Annotated in this window: 8 protein-coding genes; 6 read left to right on the top strand and 2 right to left on the bottom strand. The window is 46.5% G+C overall.

Annotated features, from left to right (window positions below):
• Positions 1-689 precede the first annotated feature (689 nt).
• Positions 690-5,150: a choice-of-anchor J domain-containing protein gene (locus ETF27_RS02000; protein WP_130830409.1), complete on the top strand. Its 4,461-nt coding sequence runs from the start codon at positions 690-692 to the stop codon at positions 5,148-5,150.
• A 70-nt stretch (positions 5,151-5,220) separates the two neighbouring features.
• Positions 5,221-7,791, top strand: a complete 2,571-nt coding sequence (locus ETF27_RS01995; protein WP_130830410.1) for a C10 family peptidase — start codon at positions 5,221-5,223, stop codon at positions 7,789-7,791.
• A 462-nt stretch (positions 7,792-8,253) separates the two neighbouring features.
• Here ETF27_RS01995 and ETF27_RS01990 read toward each other — a convergent pair whose 3' ends face one another.
• Complete coding sequence (locus tag ETF27_RS01990; RefSeq protein ID WP_181951342.1) at positions 8,254-9,420, bottom strand: metallophosphoesterase; 1,167 nt, start codon at positions 9,418-9,420, stop codon at positions 8,254-8,256.
• 232 nt (positions 9,421-9,652) lie between these two features.
• Positions 9,653-11,056, bottom strand: a complete 1,404-nt coding sequence (locus ETF27_RS01985; protein WP_130830411.1) for a C1 family peptidase — start codon at positions 11,054-11,056, stop codon at positions 9,653-9,655.
• Positions 11,057-11,132: 76 nt separating this feature from the next.
• Here ETF27_RS01985 and ETF27_RS01980 point away from each other — a divergent pair, with 76 nt between their 5' ends.
• The 4 genes from ETF27_RS01980 (at position 11,133) to trkA (ending at position 16,004) form a co-directional block, all read left to right on the top strand.
• Complete coding sequence (locus ETF27_RS01980) at positions 11,133-11,336, top strand: hypothetical protein (RefSeq protein ID WP_147785412.1); 204 nt, start codon at positions 11,133-11,135, stop codon at positions 11,334-11,336.
• 167 nt (positions 11,337-11,503) lie between these two features.
• Positions 11,504-12,115 carry a DUF4840 domain-containing protein gene (locus ETF27_RS01975; RefSeq protein ID WP_130830412.1) on the top strand — a complete coding sequence of 204 codons (612 nt, stop codon included), beginning with the start codon at positions 11,504-11,506 and terminating at the stop codon, positions 12,113-12,115.
• Between the two features lie 582 nt (positions 12,116-12,697).
• The gene (gene dxs / locus ETF27_RS01970; protein WP_130830413.1) at positions 12,698-14,638 is read left to right on the top strand and encodes a 1-deoxy-D-xylulose-5-phosphate synthase; all 1,941 of its coding nucleotides are present in this window, start codon (positions 12,698-12,700) and stop codon (positions 14,636-14,638) included.
• Positions 14,639-14,663: 25 nt separating this feature from the next.
• Positions 14,664-16,004 (top strand): Trk system potassium transporter TrkA, encoded by a 1,341-nt coding sequence (gene trkA / locus ETF27_RS01965; RefSeq protein ID WP_130830414.1) that lies wholly within the window; start codon positions 14,664-14,666, stop codon positions 16,002-16,004.
• Positions 16,005-16,113 lie beyond the last annotated feature (109 nt).

Here is a 16,113-nt window from a genome sequence, read left to right as displayed (position 1 = left end):
TCAAATTTAAACTATATAATGTTAATGTCAAGTCATTCAGTAAATAAGAAAATATTTGACAAGTAAAACAGAAAAACATCGTCAGATCTGACAAGTGAATTCAGGAAAAGACAAAAGCTTAGCTATTGCTTTTCAAAAGCTTAGCTTTCGCATGCCAAAAGCTAAGCTTTTGCGTTGTAAAAGCTAAGCTTTTGAAAAGCAGTTTGTAAACATCTGATTATCAATGTGTTTTCAAATCAAATTTTTTCTCTTTCCATCGACATCTCTTTCAACCTTGATAAAAGTTGATTTTTGGGGGCTAAATTGAGTGCTGATTTATGTTTTATCCTTATCCTTAGACACGCAATGTTCCGAAAAGGAGAATTTTAATCAGAAAAAACCATGATAATTTGGATGTTTTAAAAAAAATGTATAATTTAGCACCGACCTAAGCTAAGGTGTCTGGATTTTAACCTTATTATGAAATGACAAATTATTTAGCGAAAGACTGTTTTGGTTCTTTGGAACTTCCTTGAACCGGATTTTGCTTGAGCGTTAAACAAATTCTCAACTGCTTATACCGAGTCAAGTTTCAAGTCTCAAGGAGTTTCCGAACAATCGTTCTGCCGGCATCCATCGCAAGCCGGTAAAAGACAACAGAATATGAAAATAACTTTAAAAGAATAGTATTTTAACAAAATCACAATGACATGAAAAGATTTACCTTTTTCTGTGCGTGTCTGATTGCAATCTGCATGACCGTCCCCGCGTTGGGGCAGTCGAGGCTGAACAAGCATTTGACGCGCAAGCATGAAATTCAAAAACGAATTTCACAACAGCGTGGCAATCGTTCCGCTGACTTTTCGTTATTCAACCAAATGATACCAAAAGAGAAAAGCATGGCAACTCCCTTCCCTGCCATGATGCCGGTATATCCCACAACATCCGTACCCAACGACCCCACACTAACGGCTCGTAAAACGGAATTATTGGGTAGTTTCGTGAAAGACGACTATGGCGAGATAGTATCTTTCACCCCATCTGCCTCCATCAGCCTCAACACGCTCGCGAATATGGGCTTCGAAGTGAAGTTCAATGGAGGTTGCGCGCTCATCGGTAACAAATTCTACGGAATGAGCGTATCTACTTTTGGGGGATACACGATGTTAGACCTCTACGAGTACAACACCGACACATGGAAACCCACTACAGACGAACCTGCCATGATTTTCAACAAGTCATTGCTGGCTACGGAAACAGCCAAAGACCCGAGTTCCAACAAAGTGTTCGGACAATTCTTCGATGAAAATCTGAAAAACCTGGAATGGGGCTTTATCGATTATGCCTCACAGAGCCGTACAACCATCAAGGCTTGCCAAAACCGTTATGTGGCATTGGGTTACGGAAAAGATCATTTCGCTTACGGTGTGGCAACCGACGGCAACCTGTACAAGATCGACCCGGCGACAGGTAACGAAACGCTCGTGGGCGCAACGGGAGTAAACTTATTGAAATCCGACAAAACCTACTACGAACAGACCGGTGAGATTGATCCGGTTTCAGGCATATTCTATTGGGCAGCAACGGATGCCACCGGAGTATCAAAACTCTATACCGTTAATCTTCAAACAGGCGCGGCTAATGCAGTTGGCACACTCCCCAATGCAATAGTCGGAATGGCAATCCCGGCTGCCGATGCAGCGGATGACGCACCAAACAAAGTAACGAATGTTTCCTATGAGTTTATCAAAGAATCGCTAACGGGTAAAGTGAAATTCACCGCACCCACTACAACCTACGCGGGAAAAACATTACCTGCCACGGCACTGACCTACACCATCTATATCAATGGCAATAAGGCTGCCGAAGGAAACGTAAATCCGGGAGCAATGGCTGAAGCAACGGTTACGGCTGAAGCAGGAATGAACAACTTTAAAATTACTACTTCCAACGCTGCGGGAGAAGGTTCCAAATACACCGAAAACCTTTGGGTGGGCTTCGCTGAATTGGGCGCTCCGGAAAACATCGAACTGACAAGAAGTGGTGAGAACAACGCTCACATCAAGCTAACATGGGACGCTCCAACGGAAATCCTCAACGGAACCTACGTGGGCAACGTTACCTATAACGTGTACAGAGTGCATAACGACGAGGAAACACTCGTCAGCGAAAAGCAGTCAGGGCTCTCATTCGAGGAAGATCTCACACCGGGAAAATACAGCAGCTACTATTATTTGGTGGAAGCCGTTAATGGCGACGTTGAGGGCGACTACAACGAGACAAAAGAGTTCTACTTCGGCAAGGCTTATGAACCAAATTACGAAGAGACATTCGATACAAAAGCAAGTGGCGATTCTTTCGTGAAAATCAATCACGTAGCGATGAGTTACAACGATTGGGCATGGGATGAAGAAGGTCAGTACATGAAATGCGGCAGCAGCTTAAAGGGCAAGAGCGATAGCTGGTTAATCTCTCCTCCCATACATCTGAAAGCCGGATATACATACTTCGTGAAATATGATATCCTCACGCCTGCAGCTTACAAGGAAAAGCTGGAAGTGAAATGGGGAAAAGATGCCTCGGAAGATGAGAAAAAACTGACAGAAGTATTGATGCCCGTTACGCTTTATCCCGGAAAGAATTCGGAAACTACACACTACGAAAAGGAAATCACACCGACTGAAGACGGAAACTATAACTTTGGTTTCCACGCGGTTTCCGATGCCGGCTCTTTCTACGTTGCAATGGATAACTTCAAGGTGGAAATAGGTCCGCTGCCAACCGCACCGGACGTGGTAACCAACTTAAGAGGTGAAACAGAGCCAAGCGGATTGGATCAGGCATTCATCACGTTCAACGCCCCAACGAAGAACCGTAAGGGCGAAGCCATCACTTCACTCGAAAAGATTGTGGTAATGTCAGGTGAACGCGAGGTTCAAACTATTAAACCCGCCGTTCCGGGTAAGGAATACACCGTAATCGACAAAGATGCACAACACGACAATAACACTTACGACATCTTTGCCTATAACGAAGACGGCGTGGGACAGAAAGCCACCATTACCATCAAAGTGGGACAAGACAAACCAGCCAAACTTGACGCGATAACCATTGCAGATCAGCTAAATTCAGTTAAACTATCATGGAACGCTCCAAAAGCAGCAAACGGAGGGGTCATTAATCCGGTGGGTATATGGTATCAAATCCATGAAGTAAAATCGGCAACGCAAATCGAGGAAATCGGACAGACCGAGAAGGGTGTTACAGAATTTACCATAGACGACTACAAAACCTTTGAGGGTCCACAGCGAATTGTCTATTGGGCGGTTACTCCACGCAACGCATCAGGTAGCGGTGGCATGAAAATTACCACCATGCTGGTGGGCAAACCTTACCAAATGCCACATCACTACGACTTCGCTCCCGGAGCGGAAGACAAGATGTTCATGGCAAGCATACCAACAGCCAATGGCGATGAATGGGTCTTGCTCAAGGGAGAATCGGCAGACGGCGACAATGGATGTCTCAGCTTCGACCCAAAGAAAACCGGAACTGCTATGATTATGCTTGGAAAGGTAAGTCTGCGTGGTGCCGTTAATCCTCAACTTGTATTTGATTACAAGGCTGCTCCCAACGCAAAACGCAAGATAATGTTCATTGCCCAGCCCATGAACGGAGCGGCAGAGCGCATCGTAATCAAGGACTTCAGCACTGTTTCAGATGCCACCGACTGGCAAAAGGCTGTCATCGACCTGCCGAAAGAACTAACCAAGAAGAACTATATTCGCTTCAGCATCCTCGGAGATGCAACAGAAGAACAGGCGGATGCTCCTGTCTATATCGACAATATTCATTTCATCGACCCTCTGCCTACCGATGCCGCTGTGGAATTGATAGCTCCAAACACGGTAAACAAAGGACATAAGGCAGACTTCAAGGTAAGAGTTACAAACCTTGGAAAGAGCGACTTGACCGCTAATACGCTTGTAACAGTATTCGTAAACGATAATGAAACGGAGCAAATCGCACTCACCAAGACACTGAAGACTACCGAGTCGGAAGTGATTCCGGTGAACTATCAGACCTCCTTGAACGACAATGGGGAACAAATTAACGTGAAAGCGGAAGTAATCACGCCGGGAGATATCGAAAAGAACAACAATACCAGCACCGCTGCCATCGCTTATGCAGAAGCAAACATGCCAAAGCCTACCAACATTACCAAATCTGCCGACAATCAGTCGAGCGTAAGCATCAGCTGGGAAGAACCGCAAATCGAGACACCCGTAATAACAGAAGATTTCGAGAGCTACGATCCTTGGACAACAACCATGGGTGAGTGGACACTCGTCGATGCCGACAAAGGCTACAACGTATCGCTTGACGGTGAGAACTTCAAGTTCCCACACAACCGCGAACAGTTTGCATTCATCGTGGCTCAACCGAAAGATTACCCGGACAACAAGTACAAGAAACATGTTACCACACATTCCGGAGACAAGTGTGCCATGTCATTCCTACAGGTTGCAAACCTCTCCAAAGCCGTCCCAATGGCTTCCGACAACTGGCTCATCAGTCCGGCGTTGCCCGGCAAGGCTCAGACCATCAGCTTCTGGGCGAAGAACTCGGGAAGTTTCGCGGAGACTTTTGAGGTGCGCTACTCCACCGATACCAATCCGAAAAACATTCTTAAGTTTAAGAAGATTGGCGATACGTACACGGTAAAAACCGGTGAATGGACGGAATTCACGGCTGAGTTGCCTGAAAACACGCGCTTCTTTGCCATCCGTCAGAACACACCGGCAAAAACCGTCACCATGTTCATGCTCGACGATATCACCTTCATGAAGGGCAATACGCCGGTAAGCTACAACATCTATCGCGATGGAATCTTGATTGGCAACAGCAAGAACAGTAGCTTCAACGACCAACCCGACACGGATGGAACCCATACTTACAGTATAACCGCTGTTTATGCGGGAGGCATGGAGTCGGAACCGGTAAGTATTGAAGTAGTAACCGACATTCGCAACATTGAGAGCGACGGTACATCAGTTTACAATGTTTATACTTTAGACGGTGTACAAGTGTTGAAGAACGCGAAAGACCTCAACTCTTTGCACCGCGGTGTTTACATTATCAATGGTAAGAAAGTGATGATTAACAAGTAAACGGTATTGGCGAAGTGAGCAAAAACAGCTCACTTTGCCCTATCGTTATCAAATAAAACAAAAAGAAATCATGTACAACAAAATACGAAACATTGCTTGCATAGCCTTGTTTGCCACCTTCGCGCTAACAACCTATGCAGCACCAAGAGACAAGGCTGCCATCATCAAGGCTGCACAACGTGCCCTGACAGCCGGTTCCGCCAAACATAAGGCACGTGTAAAAGCCGGAGCAAAACTCCAAATACTATCCGAGAACGAAGCTTTTACCGTGGTAGGGATTCCCGAAGGCGGATTTGCCATTATCAGTAACGACGACCTTGCGCCGGAAGTGTTAGGCTATTCGGAAACAAAATTCAGCACGAACGCACAAAACGAAAACTTCAGATGGTATCTACAGGCTGCCGAAAAGGCCGTTAAAAACATTGTAGCCAAAGGTCAATCGCTGAAGAGTATCAAGCCCAATCCCAGCAAATATCCGCAGAAAGTGGAATCGTTCGTGAACGTGGAATGGGGGCAACAAGAGCCTTATAACCTTCTTTGTCCACCCGCCGGAAAGAAAGGGAACATTCCCGGACAGAACTATCAGGGAGGTGAGAGAGCCGTAACCGGATGTGTAGCCACCGCCATGGCTCAAATCCTTCATTATAACAAGTACCCCGATAGCGGAATTGGTACAAAGACTTTGAACGTGGTTCAAGCAGACAAGTCAAAAAAGGAATTCACCGTGGATTTCTCAAAGAGCCAATACAAATGGAACGATATGCTTGACGTATATAAGAAGGGTGCATATAGCGAGACCGAGGCCAATGCCGTAGCACTCTTGATGCGCGACTGTGGTTTCGCTTCCGAGATGGACTACGGTTCTGATGTATCCGGTACGCCCATTAGCAAGGCTTTCACGGGACTGAAAACCTACTTTAAATATCCCGAAACCCTACAGCTGCTTTACAGAATCGACTATATTGGCAAGGATGTAGAATGGATGGATCTTATTTTCAAGGAAATAAGTGAGCACCGAGCCATCTTCTATGGAGCAAGCGATAAGAACCCGAGTAACGGCGGACATGCTTTCGTGCTCTGCGGTTACAACGAAGAGGGGAAAATCTATGTAAACTGGGGATGGAATGGCGAAGATAAGGGTTACTACGACATCAACCTCCTGAATCCGAGCAACTACCAATTCTCAGAAGCTCAGAGCATGATTATAGGAATTGCGCCCAACCGCCCCGCAAGAGACAAGGAACTTACGGTTACGCTCGCTACGCCGGGAACACTGAAAGGCAATATCACGACTTCCGATCGGGACATTCTCCAATCCCTTATCGTAAAGGGTTCCATCAATTCCACCGACCTCAAGTTCCTTCGCAGTCTAACCGGCAGGGATGAAAACGGCAACACCACAAACGGTGCCGTTGAAACCATCGACCTCAAAGATGCCAACATCATTGCAGGAGGTGAGCCTTATCTCGTGGAAGGCAACCTCACAACGGCAAACAACGAAATTCCCGAACGCGCTTTCTTCGGTTGTCAGAGTCTGAAAAAGCTCATATTGCCCACATCTATCAAGAAGATAGGCAATGGTGCTTTCGGAAAGCTCGGCGGAATCCGCGAAATTGTCATCCCACAGGGAGCCGACAAGGATTATACGTTGCGCGATAATGTACTCTACTCTAAGGACGGCACGGAGCTCATCGAGGTATTGCCGTTGGTGGCAAAGAAATTCACGGTGGACTCCAAGGTGAAGACCATCCGTCCTTACGCTTTCTCCGGCTGTCAGCGCATCACTGATGTTATGATACCCGAAACAGTGCAGAAAATAGAGAGTCGCGCATTTGAAGGTAGCTACGCGTTCAACAGCATTCGCGTGTTTGCCAAGACACCATGTCAATTGGGTGAAGGCGTTTTTACCGACATTAACAAAGCCATTACCAAGCTCTATGTTCCGCTCCATTCCGAGGACGCTTACAAGACTGCGGACCAATGGAAAGACTTCTTCGTGGATTACGATAACATCGTTCCATTCGGAACAGACATCTACGTACGCACTGCAACTCGTACCTACGGAGAAGAAAATCCTGAGTTCGGTTATCGCTTCGAGGGCGACGACTTCGTGGGCGAACCTGCCATCACCTGTGCAGCCAAACCAACTGATGAAGTGGGCGAATACGAAATCAAGATAGCCAAAGGCACCATCGAATCGGATATGTTGCAACTCGTCCCCGGCACGCTCGTCGTAACGAAAGCGAATGCTACCCTCACCGTGGACAGCAAGTCCATCAACCTTGGCGATGCTTATACCCCGACCTACACTTTGAGCAACCTCAAGAATGGTGAGACCACTTGTACCCTCACGCAAGAACCGACCTTCATCATTAAAGACAAAGATGGCAATGTGGTAACCGCAATGGATAAGACCGGGCTCTACACCATCTACGCTGAAAACGCTGAAGCAAAGAACTACAACTTTAATTGTGTTGCCGGTAATGTCATGGTTCATAAGAATGCCACAGGCATTGACGAAGTGAACACAGAAGCCACCATCGATAACGAACCTTACTACACGCTCAGTGGTGTAAAGATAACGAACCCCGTGAAAGGCGGTGTTTACATTCATAAAGGAAAGAAGATAATCATCAAGTAATCTTCTGCACGAATCATCTGCACGGACGCAGTGATGCCAACCCCAATTTCGCAAGACGAATGGAAAGGAGGCGCACGCTGCGTCCGTTCTTTTATCCCAATTCTCTTTATTTAGCCGAGGCATTGAAAACGCGAAAATCCTTCCCCCGCGATATGGGAAAAGTTCAATAGTGTCCTAAATTTTCTTCATTCATCTATCAAAAGCTTACCTTTTGCTTTCCAAAAGGTAAGCTTTTGCAATGCAAAAGGTCATGAATTGGAGTGCAAAAGCTAAGCTTTTAAATTGCAATTAATATTGTCTTGATTATCAATAGATTAGGAAGCGTATCTCGAACGCAGTTTTTGTAATATAATTTCACGGTGCTGTTCAGTGCAGCCAATCCCCTATCTGAAAATCGTTTCATTCGTAGAAACAAACTCGAGGGTCAGTCGTGCGGTCGTTTACCACAACAAGGAAGGAAATTTATGCTTTCCTTTTCAGCGTGATGACATTTACTTCGGGCCATGCCCCAAAACGGAAAGGAACCGTTCCGCCCAATCCGAGAGACACGTAGAGCATGCTCTCGCCCTCCACATACTTGCCTCCCCACTCATTGTACGCCCATTTGGCAGGCGAGAACTTACCTATCTTCAGTTGTCCGGCATGCGTGTGCCCGGACAGCGTTAAGGCAATATCGGTTTGTTTCAGCACTTCGCGGCGCCAATGGGTCGGATCATGGCTCAACAACACCTTGAATGTTCCGGGCACAAGTCCTTCCATTGCTTTCGGAAGGTTTCCCATATCCTTGAATGGTGGCGTTCCGGTGTTTTCCACTCCAATGATGGCAATGGATTCACTCTTAATCACCCCATCCTCCCGACGCAAACGAGAGATGTTCACATGCTCGTTCATCAGCATTCTCCAACCCATTTTTGTTTCCAAATATTGTAACACGCGCTGATTGCGTTCTGCCTTTGAAAGTTGATGGTTCACATTCCGAGCATTCTTTTCCCGGGCAGCGTCCATTCCATACTCACAATAATCGTGGTTTCCCATTACGCTATACACCCCATCGAGAGCGGAAAGCGAGGAAAGGTCAGACAGGAAGGGACGCACTTCCTCGGCATGGATGTTCACAAGGTCGCCCGTGAACACGATAAGGTTGGCTTTCTGCTCATTAATAATTTCAACCAACGACTTGATAAACTTTGGATTTTGTCGGAACGTACCGAGATGCAGGTCGCTGAACTGCAAGATTCTATATCCATCGAACGACTTGGGAAGAAGCCGCGACTCGCATACGGCTGTGCGCACCACTATCCTTCGCCAACCGAAGAAGATTCCGTAGAAGAACACAGCTTGTATCAGCACCGGCACTACTATCGCTGTCTTCCACGAAAAGAAGAATTGCAGCAGCACGAAAACGAGCTTCGGCAAGGCAAAGAACAACACCAAGGCGAACATAATCCTGAAGAAAGTGTTATGATACACGCCACGATTCACGAGAACGAACGAGGCAACAGTGGCGATTGATGGCAAGAACCACGCCACATCCATCATCACCGATTCGCAAGGCAGGATGTATGCCATCCAAAGATAAACATCGGGGGCTATCAGCAATAAGAGAAATAATATTATCGGTAGAACCATTTGTCTGTTTCTTATTTAATTCTTGTTACAAATGTAGTGATTTTCGTCTTATTTCTCATCTGTTTTCCCTATTTTTCTTACTCCTCATTACAAAAAACGCCTATCCGAACCGTTTTCCACATGAGACATCAAGAACGCCATCACTTGGTGAGTGGCAAAAAGAAATCCCTCAATCGGAAAACCAATTGAGGGAGAAATGATATAAGAAAGGTCTGAACCTGCCCTTATCCGCTTACTTATCCTCTTGGAACAAGGGGTCATCAGGCATAACCATGATGGGAGTCTGTTGCTCGGCTTTCAAGATATGTGCCGGAACATACTTCTTATCCACCACCAAGCGGAAAGAATACTCGTTGAACCAGTCGTTGGTCATGATGAGACAGCCATTCTGACCATTCGTCGGACCCCAACTGTTTTCCACTTTCCACTTTATAGGATTACCGCTTTCGTCAAGATCAACGGCGGTAAGTGTCATGGCATGGGTGGAACCACTGTCGAAAGTGGCGATGCGATCCGCCTTGTTCATGGGGAATGTGGTGCCAAAGAGCGTTCCATAATCATAGTTATTCAAGTCAAGATAGCCACGTTTGCGATCCAGTTGTTTGCCCACATCGTAGCTGGAATACATCTTCGTGGAATCCTTCAACGATGCAATCGCCATCTTCGCAATGTCATCCATCGGCAAGTTGATGTATTTCCAGTTTTGTCCATCGTAGGTATGGCGATCATATTCCACCTCGTAAGTCTTGTAATATTCCCTGCGTGGATCGTTCATCGCCATGATAAACGTGCCGGACAGTTTTCTGCCCACCACCTCATCGCGGAATGTCTGTGGCGTGTAGGTCTTTGGTTTCCCCACCTGTCTGCCGTTCTTATCCTTGAAAGCATATTCAAAGGTTTTCACCGGCTCGCCCAAAGAGAGCACGAGGATGTTGTAAATCTCACCCAACATCTCGGTTTTGCGCGACTTAATGGCAGCTGCCGATTTCTTGTTAGCCACCATCTTGCGAAGTTCCAATCCAAATTCGCGCAGTTTTGAAGACACGATGCGAGCCATTCTCGAAGTGTTCTCCGCAGAATAGGTTTCGGGCATGACCTCCATGGGCACCAATCCATACTTGTCCACCAAGTCGGACACACCACAGAAAGTACCCCCATCGCCTATCGGACTTTTGAAGAAGAACTGCACAATGGGGTCGGTCATGGGCTTTGCGGCGTTGTCAATCACTCCCTGAAGCATGAGATTCGATTTCTCTAACTGGTCGTGGAAACTGAGATAAACATGCGACAGTTCCACACGTAGCGAGTCATTATGTCGGTGTGCGAAGTTAGAACGCAACACATTCAAACCCGAGAAGAGCCAACAGCGACCGGAGCTTTTCTGGTCGTGAATGTTTTGTTTGGGTGTTTCTACGCTGAAGTGTGTGTCAATGGCACCCGAATTGCGGAAATTCTTAGCCAAATTGTCGATAGAGTTGGTGGCAATGGCATTGGAGATTGCTCGATTTGCCGCGGAATTATGTCCCGTGGTAATTTTTTGCATCATCTTCGTGTCGATACCGCCACCCTTTGTCTGTGCTTGCATAGTGAGAGAAAGGCAGAAAAGCCCACAGACCATCCAAGTTTTTTTGTTCATAAGTTTATTGTTTGTTTTTGATTGATGATTGATTGTTCGATTGTTTCGTTCAAAACTGTTTTCGGAATATATCGGAATGGCATGGGGAAACATCCTCATTCACGATGACACACAAGCAAATGCCCCAAAAGCCGAAACCACACAAGGCAAAATTTTCCACTTCGCTTGTTTGTTCCCGCAAGCCATCCAAACGACCATGCGCGACACACCCATCGGCACGCGCGCGCGTTACTTTTGCAAAGATAAACAAAAAACTTCAAATTCACAATTTATTGCTTAAAAGGAAACAACAAACTTATACAAATCTTCAAACTCGGTATGTGCCCTGAAAGAGCGGATTACGTATTTTTTTCAAAAGTTTTCAGGATAATTCTTCATTAAACCGGAACTTTTTGTAACTTTGTAGCCCATGGTTGAAAGCAATTGATAATATAATATTTTATAGTTATGAAGAAAATTAATTTGTTTGCATTATTATTTTGCTTCCTTGCGGCAGGAAGCATGACATCGTGCAACTCTGATTCAACAGAGGATAATGACGTACAAACTAAAGCCGACATACAGGAAGCATTCGCAAAGGTGAAAGGTCAATATGAGGGTAAAATAGTTTACTTGGACGGAAATACCACGGATGGCATCAATGACAAAGAAGTTGCGAGGGTGAACTGCGAAATTCCAAACGACAGCACGCTCATAATCAAGTATTTCCCGAACAAACTGCTCGCCATGAATATCAAAAACAAGGCACTGAAGGAGGCGTTGGAAGCAGCGGAAGACAAAGACCTTGTGTGCAGAATAGGTTTCATCAAGAAAAAGCCGGTGGAGATGATTGTAAACCCGGTAACGCCCGAGTTCAACCTCACTTTCGACAATGCGCAGCACAAGGTATTGTTACCCTTCTTCATCAACAACATATACTCCTTCTCGCGACAAATGAGTGCGGATGAGCTTTTACTACAAATAATTGAGGCAGCTGTCGTTGTGGATGGCAAAGTAACCAAAGACTTAACCACGAATAATATCTTCAAGTTGAAGTTGGAAAGACTGATGATTCGTTAGAATCCGAAAACACAATCCAAGGGTAGAAAACGGAAACCACGAGTGGCATTGTTCGAGAACTGTTCACCCATACACCTTGCCACAGAGGAATCGAAACGATAGCATGCCACAGGGCAGAATTTCGATAAATGCCTGTGAATAAAAAACAGCACAGGCTAACCACACAAAGAAAAGGAAGGATGTGCCAACGATGGTCATCTTTCCTTTTTTTCATATTCATCGCCCACCCCAACCGGGAAAGACGCTCATCCAAAAGAAAAGGAAAAATCATGACAATCGACCACAGAAAAGCCGAACCGCGAGAAGGCTGATAATCAACGCATTGCAAATCCATTCCAAAAGCTTACCTTTTGCGATGCGAAAGCTAAGCTTTTGCACTGCATTAGCTAAGCTTTTAGAGGACAAAAGCTCATCTATTGAAAAGCCATCTCTGAATTTTCATTACAAAACCACCACAAAAAGACACCACGACAGCCACCGAAAAGACACAGCCCACAAAGCAATCTTTCAAAAACGAAACCCTTTTTATTTTGCCATTCAAGCGATTTGGTGTATCTTTGCACAGCTATCCACATTATTATAATGTTGAACGAAAAGAAATATAGACTCTTAAATGAAATAAAATATCCCTCCGACCTGCGCAAACTAAGCATAGACCAATTGCCGGAAGTGTGCAAGGAGCTTCGAGAGGATATCATTGAGGAAGTGGCGACAAACCCCGGTCATTTAGGTTCCAGCCTTGGAGCAACGGAAATCACCGTGGCTTGCCACTACGTATTTAACACTCCGGACGACAGAATCGTGTGGGACGTGGGGCATCAGGCATACGGACACAAAATTCTGACGGGACGTCGCGATCAATTCTGCAAGAACAGGAAGCTCAACGGACTGATGCCCTTCCCCTCACCCAAAGAAAGCGAATACGACACATTCACCTGCGGACATGCCTCCAACTCCATTTCGGCAGCTTTGGGAATGGCAGTGGCTGCAAAACTGACCCACCATCCCGACCGACACGTCGTTGCCATCATCGGCGATGGTGCCATGAGCGGTGGATTGGCTTTCGAGGGACTGAACAACGTGTCAGGAAAGCCCAACGACCTCCTCATCATCCTCAACGATAACGACATGTCCATCGACCGAGCCGTGGGAGGCATGCAGCAATATCTGCTCAATCTTGACACGAACGAGACGTACAACCGTTTGCGATTTAAGGCGTCGCAATGGCTGCACGCAAAAGGATTGTTGAACGAGAACCGGAGAAAAGGCATCATCCGACTGAACAACGCACTGAAATCTGCCATCGCTCAACAACAAAACCTCTTCGAGGGCATGAACATTCGCTACTTCGGACCTTTCAACGGCAACGATGTGAAGGAGGTGGTGCGCATCTTGCGACAACTGAAAAACATGAAAGGACCCAAGTTGCTGCATTTGCACACCATAAAAGGAAAGGGATACGAACCGGCGGAAAAGAGTGCGACCATCTGGCACGCACCCGGCAAGTTCGATCCGGAAACGGGTGAACGCATACAGGAAGACAACAGCAACCAACCACCAAAATTTCAAAACGTGTTCGGACACACGCTATTGGAATTGGCTGAACAAAACCGGAAAATCGTGGGAGTTACGCCTGCCATGCCATCGGGCTGTTCAATGAACATCATGATGAAAAAAATGCCGGAACGCACATTCGACGTCGGCATCGCCGAGGGACATGCCATGACTTTCTCGGCAGGCATGGCAAAAGACGGACTGCAACCGTTCTGCAACATCTACAGCGCTTTCTCACAACGCGCATACGACAACATTATCCATGATGCGGCGATACTCGATTTGCCGGTAGTGCTTTGTCTCGATCGCGCCGGACTGGTGGGGGAAGACGGCACCACGCACCACGGCGCATTCGACTTGGCTTTCCTCCGCCCGATACCCAACATCACGATATCAGCCCCCATGGACGAGAAAGAATTGCGACGACTCATGTACACGGCGCAACTGCCCGGAAAAGGCTTCTTCGCCATCCGCTACCCAAGAGGACGCGGCGTGCTGGTGGACTGGAGATGTCCGCTTGAGGAAATACAGGTGGGAACGGGCAGAAAACTCTTCGATGGCACGATGGGCAACAACACAAAGAAAAACGTGGCGATACTTTCCATCGGACCCTTGGGAAACGATGTGGAACAAGTTATCAATGAACTTCCGGAAAATCCGGAAAAACTCACCGGACACATCGCTCATTACGACATGCGCTTCCTGAAACCTCTGGACGAGCAAATCCTGAAGGAGGTTGGAGAAAGCTTTTCGAACATCATTACCATAGAAGACGGAACACGCAACGGCGGATTAGGCTCCGCCGTACTGGAATGGATGAACGACAGGGGTTTCTCCCCACGCGTCATTCGCATGGGACTGCCCGACAAATTCATAGAACAGGGAACAGTGCAGCAACTCCGTTCGCTCTGCAAATTGGACAAAGAAGCAATCAGAAGAGAAATAAAGAATTGTCTGCAAGAAGCATAATAAGGTAAATTAGTTTTTAGGACATATGAAAATCATTATTGCCGGGGCATGCGCCATCGGAACTTATCTCGCACAACTCCTCGCTCGCAACAAGTATGACATCATATTGATAGATGAGGTGCCGGAAAATTTGGAAAAAATTGACAGCGACATTGACCTGCTTACCATTGAGGCAAAACCAACGAGTATCAGTGCCTTGAAAGATGCCGGAGCAAAAGATACCGACCTCTTTATTGCGGTAACGCCAAAGGAGGCGGACAACATCACGGCATGCACCATGGCTCACCACCTCGGTGCAAAGAAAACAGTGGCAAAGATTGACAACCCGGAATACATGAAACCCGAAAATCAGGAATTCTTCAAGCGACTGGGTATCAGCCGGCTCATCTATCCGGAAGTGTTGGCGGCAAAAGACATTCTCAACGGATTGAAAATGTCGTGGGTAAGACAAAGATGGGATGTGCATGGAGGTGCCCTCGTGATGCTGGGAATAAAACTGAGAGAAAGCTGTCAGATACTCGACAAACCGCTAAAAAACATCAGTGGTCCGGAAGACCCTTACCATATCGTTGCCATCAAACGACATAACGAAACGATAATACCCGGCGGTAACGATACGTTAAAGCTGGAAGACTTGGCCTATTTCATGACAACAAAGAACTATATCCCCTACATCAGAAAAATAGCCGGCAAGGAGCATTACGTGGATGTGAAGAATGTCATCGTTATGGGAGGCGGAAGAACTGCCGTTCGCTCGGTGAAAATCATGCCGGAATACATGAACATCAAGGTGATAGAACGCGATGCGGAACGATGCCAATACTTGAACGAAATACTGGATGAAGGCGAATTAGTCATCAACGGCGACGGACGCGACACGGCTTTGCTGACACAGGAGGGCATTAGGAACACACAGGCTTTCGTGGCACTGACCCCCAATGCAGAAACCAACATCTTAGCTTGTCTGGCAGCTAAACGCTACGGAGTGAGAAAAACCATTGCCTCGGTGGAAAACTTCGATTACGTGGACATGGCAGCCAACTTAGATATTGGTACAATCATCAACAAGAAAGCCATAGCCGCCAGTTACATCTACCAAATGTTGCTTGATGCCAACGTGGACAACGTGAAATTCCTAATGTCGGTGGATGCAGATGTTGCCGAATTCATACCGGTGCAAGGTTCAAAGATTACGAAAAAACCCATCAAGGATATAAAATTCCCCAGTGGAATGACCATCGGTGGCTTGGTAAGAGGCGAAGAGGGAATGTTGGTATCGGGTAATACACAAATCGAAGCAGGCGACACCGTGGTGGTATTCTGCTATAACGTGGATAAGAAAAAGGCTGAAGACTTCTTTAACTAATTTTTTTTGAAAAGCGACTCTCAAATCGAACTGACACCGGCGATGCGAATGTCGAGCAAGACAGACGTAAAAGCTATGGACGATTTGACGTAAAAATGGAAAAAGAGCA

This window comes from Prevotella brunnea, from assembly GCF_008016795.1.
Classification (GTDB): Bacteria; Bacteroidota; Bacteroidia; order Bacteroidales; family Bacteroidaceae; genus Prevotella; species Prevotella brunnea.
Note: the sequence above shows the minus strand (reverse complement) of the source record. Positions and strands in the feature narration are given on the sequence as shown.